Genomic DNA, 17,269 nt, shown 5'->3' with positions numbered 1-17,269 from the left:
ACATTATCCTACACGTAATTTCTGCGCTGCACGTACCGGATGCGCGGATGCGCTTGCATTCAGGTCCAGATCGCGACTTTGCAGCAACAGCACCTGTGCCGCGACGTCGCCCAGCATCGCTTTATAGCTGCCAATCTGACGTGCGAAAATGTTGTAGATAACAACCGCTGGAATTGCTGCGACCAGACCGATTGCGGTCGCTAACAGCGCTTCTGCGATACCCGGCGCAACAACGGCGAGGTTGGTCGTTTGGGTTTGCGCAATCCCGATGAAGCTATTCATGATGCCCCATACGGTACCGAACAGACCGACGAATGGAGAGATAGCCCCGATGGTGGCCAGGTATCCGTTACCGCGGCCCATATGACGACCTACCGCCGCCACACGACGCTCCAGACGGAAGCCGGTACGCTCTTTAATGCCTTCGTTATCGTCGCTGCCTTCTGACAGTTCCAGCTCGTTCTGCGCTTCGTTAATCAACTGTGCGCCCAGGCTTTTGCCATCGAATCCTGCGGCAATTTCACTTGCCTGATCTAAAGAGCGGGCTTCCGCCAGCAGTTGCTGTTCACGCTTAAGGCGGCGTTTCTGAGTAAAGAACTCAAGGCTCTTACTAAAGAAGATAGCCCAGGTGACCACTGACGCCAAAATCAGCCCAATCATCACGCACTTAACCACGATATCGGCGTGCTGATACATACCCCAGACGGAAAGATCCGTCTGCATCAAATTATTACCCACTCTGTATCTCCAGGACGCAAATCACAAAATCTGAGCGTAATCATATCAAAACGACGTCGAATTGATAGTCGTTCTCATTACTATTTACATATTGCCGCACCTTTGGTTTCTTTTCCTTGCGCTTACGCAGTAAAAAAGTCACCAGAAGCATTTTGAGATTATTTTCTACTGTATGAACGTTCTGCAGGATGCGTCATCTTTGATTCATGGTAGTTTAGACATCCAGACGTATAAAAACAGGTAAGACAACATGGCAGATAAGCAACTTGAAACCAAACTCGTTCACGCAGGACGCAGTAAAAAGTACACGCTGGGCTCGGTAAATAGCGTGATCCAGCGCGCTTCTTCGCTGGTTTTTGACACCGTAGAGGCTAAAAAACAGGCCACGCACAACCGGGCGAACGGTGCGCTTTTCTATGGGCGTCGCGGAACCCTGACGCATTTCTCTCTTCAGGAAGCGATGTGCGAACTGGAAGGTGGTGCGGGTTGCGCGCTGTTCCCCTGCGGTGCGGCGGCCGTTGCCAACACCATCCTTGCCTTTGTGGAGCAAGGGGATCATGTGCTGATGACCAACACAGCCTATGAACCCAGTCAGGATTTCTGTACCAAAATTCTCGGCAAGCTCGGCGTGTCCACCGGCTGGTTCGATCCGCTGGTTGGCGCCGATATCGTTAAGCACATACAGCCGAACACGAAAGTCGTATTTCTGGAATCTCCCGGCTCTGTCACTATGGAAGTGCATGATGTTCCCGCTATTGTTGCCGCCGTCAGAAGCGTCGCGCCGGATGCAATCATCATGATTGATAACACCTGGGCTGCCGGGGTGCTGTTCAAAGCGTTGGATTTTGGCATTGATATCTCTATTCAGGCAGGCACCAAATATCTGATTGGTCATTCTGACGGCATGGTCGGCACGGCGGTATCTAATGCCCGCTGCTGGGATCAACTGCGCGAAAATGCCTATCTGATGGGGCAAATGCTGGACGCCGATACCGCCTATATGACCAGCCGTGGACTGCGTACGCTGAGCGTTCGCCTGCGTCAGCACCATGAAAGCAGCTTAAAGGTCGCCGAGTGGCTGGCCAGCCATCCGCAGGTCGCCCGCGTGAACCACCCGGCACTGCCCGGCAGTAAAGGGCATGAATTCTGGAAGCGTGATTTTACCGGCAGCAGCGGCCTGTTCTCCTTTATATTGAATAAGAAGCTCAATAATGAGGAGCTTGCTGCGTATCTGGATCACTTCAGCCTGTTCAGCATGGCCTACTCCTGGGGCGGTTTTGAGTCGCTGATTCTCGCCAACCAGCCGGAACACATTGCGGCAATCCGTCCGCAAGGCGAGGTGGATTTCAGCGGAACGCTCATCCGTTTACATATCGGTTTAGAGAATGTTGACGATCTGATTGCCGATTTGGCCGCAGGATTTGCCCGAATCGAGTAAAATTGCCACAGATGGACATATATGCAGACACTTCTGGTGGAAAAGTCTGCAATTGTTGCGTCCGGGATCAAGGCATCCCGGGCAATTCAGGAGTACAATCCACACATAAACGCTGTTCCACAGGAAAGTCCATGGTAGTCATTCAAGATATTGTCTCCGCGCTCTGGCAACACGATTTTGCCGCACTGGCGGATCCGCACGTTGTGAGCGTGGTGTACTTCGTCATGTTCGCCACGCTGTTTTTAGAAAATGGCCTGCTGCCCGCCTCCTTTTTACCCGGAGACAGCCTGTTATTACTGGCAGGAGCGCTGATCGCTCAGGACGTGATGAGTTTTTTACCTACCATAGCTATTCTGACGGCCGCAGCCAGTCTGGGCTGCTGGCTGAGTTATATTCAGGGACGCTGGCTAGGCAACACGCGCACGGTGAAAGGCTGGCTGGCGCAATTACCGGAAAAATACCATCAGCGCGCCACCTGCATGTTTGATCAACACGGCCTGATGGCGCTGCTGGCAGGGCGTTTCCTGGCGTTCGTTCGCACCTTGCTGCCAACGATGGCGGGCATTTCAGGGCTTCCTAACCGTCGGTTCCAGTTTTTTAACTGGCTGAGTGGCCTGCTGTGGGTCACCGTCGTCACCAGTTTCGGCTATGCGCTGAGCATGATCCCATTCGTTAAACGCCATGAAGATCAGGTGATGACCTTTCTAATGATCCTGCCGATTGCCCTGTTAACCGCAGGATTGTTGGGAACATTGTTCGTGGTGATTAAAAAAAAATACTGTAGCGCCTGAGTATTATCCGTAGCCGGGGTAATTCCCGGCATTATGCCTGATGGCGCGCGGCTTTAAGGCCTACGGTATACCTGTCAGGCCTACTACAAGAAATCAACTCCCCTGCATCATACGAATTCTTGCCGCATCTTCCCCCGGCGTTACGCCAAAGAAACGTTTGAACTCCCGACTGAATTGCGATGCGCTCTCATAGCCGACGCGCATGGCAGCCGCACTGGCCTTCATCCCATCGTGAACCATCATCATCCGTGCTTTATGCAGGCGATAGCTCTTAAGATATTGCAGCGGCGACGTGCTGGTCACCGCTTTAAAATTATGATGAAAAGCCGACACGCTCATGTTCGCCTCTGCCGCCAGCTGTTCTACATTGAGGTTTTCGGTGTATTTGGTTTCAATCCGCTTCAGTACCCGGCTTATCAAACTGAAATGCGTCTGGCGACTGACCAGCGCAAGTAACGCGCCGCCGCGCGGTCCGGTCAGCACATGGTAGAGGATCTCGCGAATAATCTGTTTCCCCAGAATACGCGCATCCAGCGGTCGCTCCATCACATCCAGCAGGCGCTCAGCAGCGCAGAGAATTTCGTCAGAGAGCGTTGCAGAGTTAATCCCGCTGGCCGCCATGGCGGGCTGGAACAGCTCGTCTTCCCCAATGTCCATCAGCAACTCCTGCAATTGCAGGATATCGACATTCAGATAAATACCGGCCAGAGGAACCTCCGGCGTCGCATAGGTTTCACATTCAAAGGGTAAAGGTACGGTTAGCAGCAGGTATTCGTTGGCGTCATAGCGAAATACGCGCTCATTGATGTAACCAATTTTATGTCCCGAAAAGAGAAATATGATGCCTGGCTGATACATGACCGGTGTACGCGCCGCCGGCTCCGTACCGTGTAGCAGGCGGACATCTGGCAGCAGTTCGTTAAGTCTATTTTCATTGTTTTTCAGCTGCTTAATTTTATCTGTCAGCAGAAGACAGATCTCATCACGGTTCATGGGACACCATTTCATCATCGGTTTTCGACCCTGACATAATGCGCAGATTTATCCGTTTTCTCCAGCAGTCTGTAGAAATGGGCAAGACATCGGCAGAAATGAGCATTGAGAGCAGCGCGGCGGGCGACCACAATGTTCATCATCCGGCAGACACTCACCTGCCCTCTTTTATTACCCACCAAAGGGAACGAGCAATGAACAACTTTAATCTCCATACCCCAACACGTATTTTGTTTGGTAAAGGCGCGATTGCTGAGCTGCGCGATCAAATTCCTCAGGACGCTCGCGTACTGGTTACCTACGGCGGCGGCAGCGTGAAAAAAACTGGCGTCCTGGCGCAGGTTCAGGACGCGCTGAAAGGCCTGGATGTGCTGGAGTTTGGCGGTATCGAGCCAAACCCGTCTTATGAAACGCTGATGAACGCAGTAAAAATCGTGCGTGATGAGAAAGTGACGTTTCTGCTGGCGGTAGGTGGCGGTTCAGTGCTGGACGGCACCAAATTCATCGCGGCAGCGGCACAGTACGCTGATGGCATCGATCCATGGCGCATTCTGGAAACCCACGGCAACGACGTAACAAGCGCCATCCCGATGGGCTCCGTATTAACCCTGCCTGCAACCGGCTCTGAATCTAACTCCGGCGCGGTAATTTCGCGTAAAACCACCGGCGATAAACTGGCCTTTATGACCCCGTTTGTGCAGCCAGTATTTGCCGTTCTGGATCCGGTTTACACCTATACCCTTCCGCCACGTCAGGTTGCGAACGGCGTTGTAGATGCCTTCGTGCATACCGTTGAGCAGTATGTAACTTATCCGGTAGACGGGAAAATTCAGGATCGCTTTGCCGAAGGCATTCTGCTCACGCTGGTAGAAGAAGGTCCGAAAGCCTTGCAGGAGCCGGAAAACTACAACGTGCGTGCGAACGTCATGTGGGCGGCAACCCAGGCGCTGAACGGCCTGATTGGCGCAGGCGTACCGCAGGACTGGGCAACGCATATGCTGGGCCATGAACTGACCGCAATGCACGGTCTGGATCATGCTCAAACGCTGGCCATCGTTCTGCCAGCGCTGTGGAATGAAAAACGTGATACCAAGCGTGCCAAACTGCTGCAATACGCAGAGCGTATCTGGAATATCACCGAAGGTTCCGACGACCAGCGCATCGACGCCGCCATTGCCGCTACCCGCGCTTTCTTCGAACAAATGGGCGTACCCACTCGCCTGTCTGACTATGGCCTGGACGGTAGCTCCATCCCGGCATTGCTGGAAAAACTGGAAGCACACGGCGGTACGCAACTGGGCGAACATCAGGACATTACGCTTGAAGTCAGCCGTCGGATTTACGAAGCTGCCCGCTAAGGTTTTTTAACCTCCGCCTTTCGTTTTTGGGTATTTATACCAGGCTTAAGTCACACCTAACTCACCGGGGGCTGCCCCGGTGAACTCAATTTACACCCAATCATTCATGATGCATCGAGGCGGCAATTAAGTGAATCCCCGGGAGCGTACATAAGTACGTGACCGGGGTAAACGCAAGCAGCCAACAAAGAGGCAGCCTGAAGGATTAAGTGTGGGGGGGAATTATGACCAGTCCAACCATTATCAAGCTACAGGATGGTAACGTCATGCCACAACTGGGCCTGGGGGTCTGGAAGGCAAGCAACGAAGAAGTCATCACCGCCATTCATAAAGCGCTGGAAGTGGGCTATCGCTCAATTGATACCGCTGCGGCGTACAAAAACGAAGAAGGTGTCGGCAAAGCAATACGCGATGCTGGCGTACCACGGGACGAGTTATTCATCACCACCAAGCTGTGGAATGATGACCAAAAACGCCCCCGGGAAGCCTTACTCGAAAGCATGGAAAAACTCCAGCTTGATTACCTCGATCTATACCTGATGCACTGGCCGGTTCCGGCGATCGACCACTACGTTGAAGCGTGGGAAAACATGATCGACCTGCAAAAAGAAGGGCTGATTAAGAGCATCGGCGTGTGCAACTTTCAGATCAATCATCTCCAGCGGTTGATGGATGAAACCGGCGTACCTCCGGTGATTAACCAGATCGAACTTCATCCGCTTATGCAACAGCGCCAACTGCACGCCTGGAACGCAACGCATAAAATCCAGACCGAATCCTGGAGCCCGCTGGCGCAGGGCGGCAAAGACGTCTTTGATCAAAAGATCATCCGTGACCTCGCTGAGAAATATGGCAAATCACCGGCGCAGATTGTCATCCGCTGGCACCTGGATAGCGGGCTGGTGGTGATTCCAAAATCGGTCACCCCTGCGCGTATCGCAGATAACTTTAACGTCTGGGACTTCCGCCTGGATAAAGACGAATTAGGCGAAATCGCGAAACTCGATCAGGGCAAACGTCTGGGGCCAGACCCGGATCAGTTCGGCGGTTAACCCCTTCCCTCCAGCCCGACACTCTCGTCGGGCCTTTACTGATTTGAAATATCAGGAAACAATTCACACACATATATTGATGTATTTCTTGCAGTCGCTGGAGCAGCATTACGCAACATAACCTGTTAATTATTAAATAAATATATTTATTTAATGAATACATTCACCATATCCATAGGTGCGTAAACGTGACTGAGAAAAAAAGTAGCGGAGTCAAATGGCTCCCATTAATTCTTATAATATTCATTTCTGCCGGACTGTGGCAGCTTACTCCACCTTCCGGGTTAAGTGCGCCAGCCTGGCATTCAGCAATTATTTTCGTCGCGACTATTGCCTCTATCGTGGCAAAAGTTTTACCCATCGGCGCGGTCGGCATTATTGGGATTACGGTTTTTGCACTCGCCTATGCTGCCGGGGATAAAACCGCCAGCGGCGCTATCACCACGGCACTGAGTGAGCTGAACAGTTCACTTATCTGGCTTATTGTCGTGGCTTTTATGATTGCCCGCGGGTTTATCAAAACAGGCCTCGGACGACGCATTGCGCTGCAGATGATCCGTCTGCTCGGCAAGCGCACGCTGGGACTCGCCTATGGTCTGGCTTTTGCCGATCTGATCCTCTCCCCGGCAATGCCGAGTAATACAGCACGCTGCGGCGGCGTCATCTATCCGATTGCTGACTCTCTGGCACGCAGTTTCCATTCGAACCCGGAAGATGAGTCCCGCAGTAAAATCGGTACCTTTCTTATCACCTGTATTGGCAACGTCAACGACGTCACCGCCGCGCTCTTTATGACCGGCTATACCGGCAACCTGTTGGCGGTGAAACTGGCGGCCAATGCGGGCGTCACGCTGACCTGGGGCGGCTGGTTTATGGCGGCTCTGCTGCCATGCCTTGTGTCATTACTGCTGGTTCCACTGCTGGTCTACTGGATCGTGCGCCCGGAAATTAAACACACGCCGGACGCCCCTAACCTGGCGCGCAAAGAGCTGGCGGAAATGGGCAGTATGTCTCGCGGCGAATGGCTGATGCTGGCTACCGTCGGCGTACTGCTGGTGCTGTGGATTTTTGGCGATACGTTAGGCGTCGACGCCACCACTGCCTCGTTCGTGGGACTGTCCATTTTATTGCTAAGCGGCGTTCTGAGCTGGGAAGATGTGAAGAGCGAGAAAGGCGCATGGGACACACTGATTTGGTTTGCCGCGCTGTTGATGATGGCGAACCAACTGAAAAAACTGGGCTTCACCACCTGGTTTGGCAATCTGATCGGCGATAGCCTGAGCAGTACTATGCACGGTACCAGTTGGGTGATCGTCCTGCTGCTGCTGAACGCTGCCTACTTCTATACCCACTACTTTTTTGCCAGCGGTAATGCACAGATTGCCGCGCTGTACGCCGTTTTCCTTGGTGTCGGCCTGCATCTGAATATTCCCGCAGCCCCCACGGCATTAATGCTGGCCTTCACCAGCAGTTTGTACTGCTCGCTCACCCAGTACACCCACGCTCGCGGTCCAATCCTGTTTGGTGCCGGGTACGTTCCAACAGGCGTCTGGTGGCGTACAGGATTTATCATCAGCTTGTTTAACCAGGCGGTGTTTATCACCGTGGGTCTGATGTGGTGGAAGGTGTTGGGTCTGTACTAAACTGACTGCGTCCTGACGAATCACCTTACCTGCGGAGAAAAGGAATGACCTGTATTTTCTGTCAAATAGTTGAAGGTAAAGCACCCTGCCATAAGGTCTGGGAAGACGAGCATCATCTGGCTTTTCTGTCGATTTTCCCGAACACCGACGGTTTCACCGTGGTGATCCCGAAAAAGCATTATCCCAGCTATGCCTTCGATATGCCGCCGCAGGCACTGGCTGATCTGATGCTGGCGACCCAAAAAGTGGCTAAGAAACTGGATAAAGCTTTCCCGGATGTCAGTCGTACGGGGATGTTCTTCGAAGGTTTCGGCGTAGACCATGTGCACAGCAAATTAAGCCCCATGCACGGTACTGGCGATCTAACCCACTGGAAACCGATTGAAGCGCGGCAGAACAAATTTTTCGAGCAGTATGAAGGATATCTTTCGTCACACGATCATGAACGAGCGGATGATGCAAAACTGGCCGCATTAGCGGCCAGAATTCGTGAAGCATAAATACTGAGTCTCTCTGCCGGATGGCGGTTCAAGCACCTTATCCGGCCTACAAAATCGTGCTATTTGTAGGCCTGATAAGCGTTTCACCACCGGGCAAGGCAGATTAGCGCCCTGCCACTTTCCCGCGTTTTTTGTTTGCGGCAGGCGTCTGGCGCTGATGCGCCACCGGTGTGTGCTTGGTCAATGCCGGGCGAGTATGACGGTTTTGGCGACGCGCTTCGCGCATCTCTTCCAGCGTAGGCGCCGGGACCAGACATTCGCGACGACCGCCGATCAGATGCTTTTTACCCATATCTTCCAGCGCCTGGCGGATTAACGGCCAGTTGGCTGGATCGTGGTAACGCAGCAGGGCTTTATGCAAACGACGCTGCTTATCACCTTTCGGCACCACCACGTCTTCACTCTTATAACCAATTTTACCCAGCGGGTTTTTCCCGGTGTAATACATGGTTGTGGAGTTCGCCAACGGCGATGGATAGAAGTTCTGCACCTGATCCAGACGGAAACGACGTTGCTTCAACCACAACGCCAGATTCACCATATCTTCGTCACGCGTACCCGGGTGCGCGGAAATAAAGTACGGGATCAGGTATTGCTCTTTACCCGCTTGCTTAGAGTAGGTATCGAACAATTCCTTAAAGCGATCGTAGCTGCCCATCCCCGGCTTCATCATCTTCGACAGCGGGCCTTCTTCGGTATGCTCTGGCGCAATCTTCAGGTAGCCGCCAACGTGGTGGGTCGCCAGCTCTTTGATATAACGCGGGTCTTCAACCGCGATGTCGTAACGCACGCCCGAAGCAATAAGGATCTTTTTAATGCCTTTCAAATCACGCGCACGACGATAAAGGTTAATCGTCGGTTCGTGGTTAGTGTCCATATGCGGACAGATATCCGGATAGACGCATGACAGACGACGGCAAGTTTGCTCGGCGCGCGGTGACTTACAGCGCAGCATATACATGTTCGCCGTTGGGCCGCCGAGGTCGGAAATCACGCCGGTAAAGCCTGGAACGGTGTCGCGAATGGCTTCGATTTCATTGATGATCGAGTCTTCAGAGCGGCTCTGGATGATGCGCCCTTCGTGCTCGGTGATCGAACAGAACGAACAGCCGCCAAAGCAACCACGCATAATGTTGATCGAGAAACGGATCATCTCATAGGCCGGAATGCGGCTGTCGCCATACGCCGGATGCGGCACGCGTTTGTACGGCAGCGCAAAGACGCTATCCATCTCTTCGGTAGAGAGCGGAATGGCTGGCGGGTTGATCCAGATGTAGCGATCGCCGTGCTTTTGCATCAGCGCACGCGCACAGCCTGGGTTGGTTTCGTGGTGCAGGATACGCGACGCATGCGCATACAGCACTTTATCGCCCTTCACTTTTTCGAAGGACGGCAGCAGCACGTAGGTTTTTTCCCACGGTTTCGGGCGCGGCGGCTGTACGGTTACCGCTTTCGCTTCCTGCTTTTTCGGTGCGACCGGCTTGTTGTCAGCACACGGCAGATCTTCACCATACGGATGCGGGATCGGGTCAATCTTACCCGGCGTGTCGAGGCGCGTGGAATCCACCCCACTCCAGCCCGGCAGCGCTTCTTTAACCATAATCGCAGTGTTACGCACGTCGCGGATCTGATCGATGGTTTCGCCCATCGCCAGACGATGCGCCACTTCCACCAGCGGACGTTCGCCGTTGCCGAACATCAGCATGTCGGCTTTGGAATCCACCAGAACAGAGCGACGAACGGTATCGGACCAGTAGTCATAGTGCGCGGTACGGCGCAGGCTGGCCTCAATACCGCCGAGAATAACCGGCACATCTTTCCATGCTTCTTTACAGCGCTGGGTATAGACCAGCGTGGCGCGGTCCGGACGTTTGCCCGCAACGTTGTCCGGTGTGTAGGCATCGTCATGGCGCAGTCGGCGATCGGCGGTGTAACGGTTGATCATCGAGTCCATGTTGCCTGCGGTCACACCAAAGAACAGGTTCGGTTTACCCAAACGCATAAAATCGTCTTTGTTGTTCCACTCCGGCTGGGCGATAATCCCTACGCGAAAGCCTTGTGCTTCCAGCATACGTCCGCAAATTGCCATGCCAAAGCTGGGATGATCGACGTATGCATCGCCGGTAACCAGAATGATGTCGCAGCTATCCCAGCCAAGTTGGTCCATTTCGTCGCGTGACATCGGCAAAAACGGTGCCGGGCCAAAACAGGCAGCCCAGTACTGCGGCCAGGAGAAAAGGTCTCTGTCCGGCTGGATCAGGGATATTGCGCTCATAATGCTTCCAAAAATGGTAAAAAAATAATCAAAGGCCGAGGATTATACGCTGTATGTCGGCAAGAAATGAAGTGGAGTCTGAACCAGACCAGTAGAAAGTTATATAAATTGTTAAATTTTACGACGATCATTTTTATCAATCATAATTAAGACCATGCCGGCCAGCTGAGATAACTCTTTTTCGGCGGGGGATTTTTCATTGCGACTCAACGATTCACTGCATATTTCCCAGTTACGGGTTGTTGTTCACCTGTGCGGATTTCTGGTTCTTCTCTACAGCTTTTCTATGCTGCCACCGATGCTCATCGCTTTGTTAAACAAAGAGCGGAGCTTGTTCGCCTTTTTCAGCACGTTTATGACTTTCTTCACCCTCGGCGGCGGGGCGTGGTTGGCAACCAAACATGCGGGGATTCAACTGCGCACCCGGGATGGTTTCGTCATTATCGTCCTGTTCTGGCTGTTGTTTTCGTTTATCAGCGCGATGCCGATGTGGATGGACGATGGCTTAAACCTCTCTTTTGCGGATGCCCTGTTTGAAGGAGTTTCTGGGATTACCACTACAGGCGCAACGGTGATTGATGACGTCAGCGCCTTGCCGAAGTCGTATCTGTACTATCGGGCTCAGCTCAATTTTATTGGCGGTCTGGGTGTTATCGTCCTCGCCGTGGCGGTATTGCCGCTGCTGGGTATTGGTGGCATGAAGCTGTATCAGTCTGAAATGCCGGGCCCTTTTAAAGAAGAACGCCTCACGCCAAGACTTGCTGATACTGCACGCACGCTGTGGATGACCTATGTCATTCTGGGTCTTATTTGTACTCTGGCCTACTGGGCTGCCGGGATGTCGTTTTTCGACGCCTTATGCCACGGGCTGTCGACGGTCTCTCTCGGCGGATTTTCCACTCGCAGCGAGAGCATCGGCTTTTATAACAGCCATGCCATTGAGCTTGTCGCAGGGATATTTTCACTGCTGTCTGCGTTTAACTTCACCCTCTGGTACGTTGCTATCGTGAAACGTACCTTCAAACCCTTTCGTCGCAATGCCGAATTGCGTTTCTTTTTGCTTATCGCTCTGGTTGTCACTCTGATCGCCACCTGGCAAGTTTGGCGGGCAGGCATGTACGGATTAACGGACAGCCTGGTGCATGCTTTTTTTCTGGCCAGTTCGATGCTGACAGATAATGGCCTGTCGACGGCGGATTACGCGCAGTGGCCTTCGCACACGATCTTCATGCTGCTCAGCGCCAGTTTCTTCGGCGGTTGTGTGGGATCGACCTGCGGGGGGATTAAGGTGCTGCGCTTTTTGATTATGTTCAAGCAGTGCCGTCAGGAGTTACACCAGCTCGCGCATCCCCGTGCCCTGCTTAACATCAAAGTGGGCAATAGCGTGGTAAGCGACCGGGTGGTGCGTTCGGTATGGAGCTTTTTCTTTCTCTACGTTTTGTTCACCAGCTTTTTTATCTGGGCGCTCAATCTGATGGGCTACGATCTCTTCTCCTCTTTCGCCACCGTCGCCGCCTGCATCAACAATATGGGGCTAGGATTTGGCGTCACCGCCACGACATTTGGCACCTTAAACGAGGAAGCAAAGCTACTGATGTGCGCGGCCATGATCATGGGGCGTCTGGAGATTTACCCCATTCTGATCCTGTTCTCGCGCATGTTCTGGCGGGCGTAACGAATACCCCGGCGCATTACGGCGCCGGGTTCACCAACATCTGTCCGATTGAGCCACGATCCGCCATTTCCAGCGTCTGGCTATTAAAGTAGAACGGGAAATGGGCCCAGGAAGGCTGTCCGTAATAAACCAGTAATTCAACCTGGCCATCAACCCAGACAGTATCTTTCCAGCCTCTATCTTCCGGGAACGGCATCGCGCCATTCACATTACGGATCAGGAACGAAACACCTTCAATATGGAAGGACTGGGGCATATCCGCCCGCACCGTCCAGCGCTCCCAGGAGCCCTGCTGGGCAGTAATATCCATACGATTGACGTCCCACAGCTGACCGTTGATGCCAGGATCGTCGTCCAGGCTGATATCACGGCTGCGAATCGGCGAACCGCTGAGGATTTCCGTTGGCAGCAGGCGCATTGGCAGGCTATCGGTCACCAGCGGCAGAAGACCTGTCGGGCGCAACGTCAATACCAGCGTGGAGATGAGAATACTGGAAGGCTCAAAGAACCCGCGGATCCTGTCGACAATACTGGCCGCCTCACCGCAGGTGATAGAGACCTCATTACCGTTAGTCATATCCACCAGGATCTCACGACGCTCGCCCGGTGCCAGCGAGAGCTGCTTCACCGAAACAGGCGCAGGTAAAAAACCCTGATCGCCGGAAATCACATGCAGCGCACGGCCATCGCTCATTTGCAGTTGGTAACGACGCGAGTTTGAAGCGTTCAGCAAACGCAAGCGCACCCAGCCGCGGGAGACTTCGACATACGGGCTTTGCGCCCCATTGACCAGCAGCGTATCACCGACAAAGCCACCGCTGCCGGGCTCGCTGTATTCCGGCGTGCCAAAGTTGTCCAGCCGCTTGTCCTGGATAATGACCGGAAAATCATCCACGCCATAGTGGTTGGGAATAGACAGTGATTTACTCACTTCATCTTCAACCAGCCACATCCCGGCAAGACCGTTATAGACCTGCTGAGCAGTACGATTTGGCGTATTAGCGTGATACCACAACGTGGCGGCATTCTGGCGAATCGGTAGCACCGGCGCCCAGTCAGCATTCGGGGACATCATGCGCGCCGGGCCGCCCATCAGCGGGCCAGGTACCTGTAACCCGGCGACGGTCATCGAGACATTTTCAGTCAGACGGTTGCTGTAGATAAGCTTGACGTCATCCCCTTTCCAGACGCGGATTGTCGGTCCCAGATAGCGGCCGTTAATTCCCCAGACAGGTGCGCGCGTGCCTTGTGTAAAGGACCAGTGCGCACGTTGCAGCGTCATAAATAGCGGCTGCCCCCGGCGGGATTCCAGCAGCGGAGGCACGGGTAACGGTTGTTGCTGACCGGCAGCATTAGCCTTCAGCGGAACAGCACCTGCACACAGTGCGATCCCCGATGCCTGAATGAACTGACGCCGACTGAATGACATATAAACTCCATAAAAAACTGGCTATTAACACGCAGGAAGTCATTTCCTGTAAAAAACCCGAATTGCGCGGATTAAACCTTACCGGCGGCTTCCCGCTCAGCAACTTCTTTATCGAGTTCTGCGATTTTTTGTTCCATCAGCGTGCGGCAATGCGCTGCCAGTTCACGAACCTGATCTTTCCCAAAGTGGCTAATATCCACCGGTGGCAACATCTCGACAATTGCCAGACCATTATTGAGTCGATTGAGTTTTATCTTGTTCGAGGTTGTGGAAACGCACACCGGAATGACCGGGACACCAGCAGCAATCGCTGCATGGAACGCGCCGGTTTTAAACGGCAGCAGACCGCGACCGCGGCTACGCGTCCCTTCAGGGAACATCCAGATAGAAATGCGACGTTTTTTGAAATGATTCACCACGGCAGCAATGGTGCTGTGCGCTTTAGCGCGGTTGTTTCTGTCAATCAACAGGTTACCGGTTAACCAGTACAGCTGCCCGAAGAAAGGGATCCACAGCAGGCTTTTTTTACCTACCGTCACCGTCGGCGGCTGAACGATATTCGCAGCGGTAACCATGTCATAGTTGTTCTGATGGTTACAAATATAGATAGCATTACCATAGTTCTGCGCGTCTGCCGGCATGCGGCACTCGACCTTCAGGCCATAAAGGGGAGCCAGGCGGCCAAACATATGACCGAACGTTGCAACGTGTTTTGGATTTCGTGGGCTGAACAGACAGTATATGCAACCGAAAATACAGACCAGAACGCAGTAAATAACAGTAATAATTAAACGAAAAATATATAGCATAACAACCTCTAAGGCCTAAGAGCCTGGCATTTTACGTCACCTGATTCATCACGCGGTATCAGGTTAGGGCTTTGTTAAGGGCGGCTCTCTGGAAAAGCGTATTGTTAATCGCAACGCACGAATAAACAACGGTTTCACGGGAATTTTTAACGTTGGCTCTCCCTGGGCTTTAACAGGGAGAGCCGGACGGTAGCGTTATTCTTCGCTGTCGCCGTGACTGGCGCGTCGAGGCGAGTCAATCTCAATGCTGTCGATACGCTGCAGACCACGCATTAGCGTGCCGCGACGGCCGCGCTCTCCGGTCACTTTCTGCAACTCTTCAGGACGCAGTTTGATTTTGCGCTTACCGACGTGGATGGTCAGCGTGCTCTGCGGCGGCAGCACGTAAAGTTGCGCCAGGCCATCCTCGCCTTTCGCCGCTTCCGCTGAAGGGATATTAATGATCTTGTTCCCTTTGCCTTTCGACAACTGCGGTAAATCGCTCACCGGGAACATCAACATGCGGCCAGCCTGAGTAATAGCCAGTAGCATGTCGGTTTCATCTTCAATCACCACCGGCTGCATCACGCGCGCATTTTCTGGCAGCGTAATCAACGCCTTACCCGCACGGTTACGTGCGACCAGGTCATTGAAGGTACAGACAAAACCGTAGCCCGCATCGGAGGCCATCAGCAGTTTCTGATCGTCGCCTTCCATCAGCATGTGCTCAACCGTCGCGCCTGGCGGCAGCGTGAGCTTCCCGGTCAGCGGTTCACCCTGACCGCGCGCCGACGGCAGCGTAATCGGGTCGATGGCATAGCTGCGACCGGTCGAGTCCACGAACACCACCGGCTGGTTGCTCTTACCCTTCACTGCCGACTTAAAGCTGTCGCCCGCTTTATAGCTTAATCCTGGCGCATCGATGTCATGGCCTTTCGCGCTACGCACCCAGCCACTCTGGGACAACACAATGGTCACCGGCTCAGATGGCAGCATGTCGTGCTCGCTCATCGCCTTCGCTTCTTCGCGCTCCTGCAACGGAGAACGACGATCGTCGCCATAGGCGTCTGCATCGGCCTGCAGCTCTTTCTTCAGCAGGTTACTCATTTTACGTTCGGAAGCCAGAATGGCCTGCAACTGATCGCGCTCTTTCGCCAGCTCATCCTGCTCACCGCGGATTTTCATTTCTTCGAGTTTGGCAAGGTGGCGCAATTTCAGCTCAAGGATGGCTTCAGCCTGGGTTTCAGAAATGCCAAACCGCGACATCAGCTCAGGCTTAGGTTCATCTTCATGACGAATAATTTCGATGACTTCGTCAATGTTGAGGAACGCCACCAGCAAACCTTCAAGGATGTGCAGGCGCTTGAGCACTTTTTCCAGACGATAATTCAGGCGGCGACGCACGGTATCGCGGCGGAACGCCAGCCATTCGGTGAGGATCTCCAGCAGGTTTTTCACCGCCGGACGACCATCAAGACCGATCATGTTCAGGTTGATACGGTAGCTTTTTTCGAGATCGGTAGTGGCAAACAGGTGGTTCATCACCTGCTCCATATCCACACGATTAGAGCGCGGGACAATCACCAGACGGGTCGGGTTTTCGTGATCCGATTCGTCGCGCAGGTCGTCTACCATCGGCAGCTTTTTATTGCGCATTTGAGCAGCGATCTGCTCCAGCACTTTTGCCCCGGAAACCTGATGCGGCAGCGCGGAAATCACCACCGCGCCGTCTTCTTTCGTCCATACCGCACGCATACGTACGGAGCCGCGTCCGTTCTCGTAAATCTTACGAATTTCCGCGCGCGAAGTAATGATCTCCGCTTCGGTCGGGTAATCCGGCCCTTGCACGATATCCAGCAACTGATCCAGCGTCGTTTTCGGCTGCTCAATCAGGGTAATCGCTGCTTTTGCCACTTCACGCAGATTATGTGGCGGAATGTCCGTTGCCATACCAACGGCAATACCGGTCGTGCCGTTCAGCAGAATATTTGGTAGACGAGCAGGCAGCATCTTCGGCTCCTGCATGGTGCCGTCGAAGTTTGGCACCCAGTCCGACGTTCCCTGACCGAGTTCACCCAGCAGGACTTCCGCATATTTAGACAGGCGTGATTCGGTATAACGCATCGCCGCGAAGGATTTCGGATCGTCCGGTGCCCCCCAGTTCCCCTGCCCGTCGACCAGCGGGTAACGGTAAGAGAACGGCTGCGCCATCAGCACCATCGCTTCATAGCAGGCGCTGTCGCCGTGCGGATGGTATTTACCCAGCACGTCACCGACTGTACGGGCGGATTTTTTAAATTTGGCGCTGGCATTCAGCCCCAGTTCGGACATCGCGTATACGATGCGACGCTGAACGGGTTTCAAACCATCGCCAATAAACGGCAACGCCCTGTCCATGATGACGTACATGGAATAGTTCAGATAGGCGTTTTCCGTGAATTCATGCAGCGCCAGGCGCTCTGCCATATCGCTCATTAATCGTGGTTCCTCAACTTTGTACCCCTCTATTGAAGGGCAATATTGCCGCAGATACTACCCTATCTGGCGTGTTGAGTCACAAAGAAAAGGGCCGCGAATGCGGCCCTGATG

At 53.5% G+C, this 17,269-nt stretch carries 13 protein-coding genes; 7 read left to right on the top strand and 6 right to left on the bottom strand.

The features are described from left to right. Window positions 1–3: 3 nt before the first annotated feature. A complete protein-coding gene (exbB, locus tag SK35_RS03790; protein WP_003024507.1) occupies window positions 4–738 on the bottom strand; it encodes a tol-pal system-associated acyl-CoA thioesterase in 735 nt (244 codons plus the stop codon). 250 nt (window positions 739–988) lie between these two features. On the opposite strand from exbB, the gene metC reads away from it, so the two are divergent. Both metC and yghB read left to right on the top strand, forming a co-directional pair. Then, complete coding sequence (metC, locus tag SK35_RS03785; RefSeq protein ID WP_003828372.1) at window positions 989–2,176, top strand: cystathionine beta-lyase; 1,188 nt, start codon at window positions 989–991, stop codon at window positions 2,174–2,176. Window positions 2,177–2,307: 131 nt separating this feature from the next. Further along, window positions 2,308–2,967, top strand: a complete 660-nt coding sequence (gene yghB / locus SK35_RS03780; RefSeq protein WP_003024510.1) for a DedA family general envelope maintenance protein YghB — start codon at window positions 2,308–2,310, stop codon at window positions 2,965–2,967. A 93-nt stretch (window positions 2,968–3,060) separates the two neighbouring features. On the opposite strand, the gene SK35_RS03775 is transcribed toward yghB, so the two are convergent. Beyond that, window positions 3,061–3,960 carry an AraC family transcriptional regulator gene (locus SK35_RS03775; RefSeq protein ID WP_048215538.1) on the bottom strand — a complete coding sequence of 300 codons (900 nt, stop codon included), beginning with the start codon at window positions 3,958–3,960 and terminating at the stop codon, window positions 3,061–3,063. 194 nt (window positions 3,961–4,154) lie between these two features. Here SK35_RS03775 and yqhD point away from each other — a divergent pair, with 194 nt between their 5' ends. The 4 genes from yqhD (at window position 4,155) to SK35_RS03755 (ending at window position 8,513) form a co-directional block, all read left to right on the top strand. Beyond that, window positions 4,155–5,318 carry an alcohol dehydrogenase gene (gene yqhD / locus SK35_RS03770; protein WP_048215537.1) on the top strand — a complete coding sequence of 388 codons (1,164 nt, stop codon included), beginning with the start codon at window positions 4,155–4,157 and terminating at the stop codon, window positions 5,316–5,318. 224 nt (window positions 5,319–5,542) lie between these two features. Next, a complete protein-coding gene (gene dkgA / locus SK35_RS03765) occupies window positions 5,543–6,370 on the top strand; it encodes a 2,5-didehydrogluconate reductase DkgA (protein WP_048215536.1) in 828 nt (275 codons plus the stop codon). A 188-nt stretch (window positions 6,371–6,558) separates the two neighbouring features. Next, window positions 6,559–8,013: a DASS family sodium-coupled anion symporter gene (locus SK35_RS03760; RefSeq protein ID WP_003828381.1), complete on the top strand. Its 1,455-nt coding sequence runs from the start codon at window positions 6,559–6,561 to the stop codon at window positions 8,011–8,013. Between the two features lie 44 nt (window positions 8,014–8,057). Next, entirely contained in the window at window positions 8,058–8,513 is a 456-nt protein-coding gene (locus SK35_RS03755; RefSeq protein ID WP_008785817.1) for an HIT family protein, read from the top strand. A gap of 103 nt (window positions 8,514–8,616) precedes the next feature. Here SK35_RS03755 and SK35_RS03750 read toward each other — a convergent pair whose 3' ends face one another. Then, on the bottom strand, window positions 8,617–10,788 hold the full coding sequence (locus SK35_RS03750; RefSeq protein ID WP_003024532.1) for a YgiQ family radical SAM protein: 2,172 nt from the start codon (window positions 10,786–10,788) through the stop codon (window positions 8,617–8,619). Between the two features lie 199 nt (window positions 10,789–10,987). Here SK35_RS03750 and SK35_RS03745 point away from each other — a divergent pair, with 199 nt between their 5' ends. Further along, window positions 10,988–12,463, top strand: a complete 1,476-nt coding sequence (locus SK35_RS03745) for a TrkH family potassium uptake protein (protein ID WP_020996330.1) — start codon at window positions 10,988–10,990, stop codon at window positions 12,461–12,463. Between the two features lie 16 nt (window positions 12,464–12,479). On the opposite strand, the gene ftsP is transcribed toward SK35_RS03745, so the two are convergent. The 3 genes from ftsP to parC form a co-directional block, all read right to left on the bottom strand. Further along, window positions 12,480–13,892 (bottom strand): cell division protein FtsP, encoded by a 1,413-nt coding sequence (gene ftsP / locus SK35_RS03740; RefSeq protein WP_008785819.1) that lies wholly within the window; start codon window positions 13,890–13,892, stop codon window positions 12,480–12,482. Window positions 13,893–13,963: 71 nt separating this feature from the next. Further along, entirely contained in the window at window positions 13,964–14,701 is a 738-nt protein-coding gene (plsC, locus tag SK35_RS03735; RefSeq protein ID WP_003024540.1) for a 1-acylglycerol-3-phosphate O-acyltransferase, read from the bottom strand. Between the two features lie 195 nt (window positions 14,702–14,896). Further along, window positions 14,897–17,155 (bottom strand): DNA topoisomerase IV subunit A, encoded by a 2,259-nt coding sequence (gene parC, locus SK35_RS03730; protein ID WP_003828391.1) that lies wholly within the window; start codon window positions 17,153–17,155, stop codon window positions 14,897–14,899. Between the last annotated feature and the right edge of the window lie 114 nt (window positions 17,156–17,269).

The organism is Citrobacter sp. MGH105 (assembly GCF_001037485.2).
In the GTDB taxonomy this organism is placed as follows: Bacteria; Pseudomonadota; Gammaproteobacteria; order Enterobacterales; family Enterobacteriaceae; genus Citrobacter; species Citrobacter portucalensis.
Note: the sequence above shows the minus strand (reverse complement) of the source record. Positions and strands in the feature narration are given on the sequence as shown.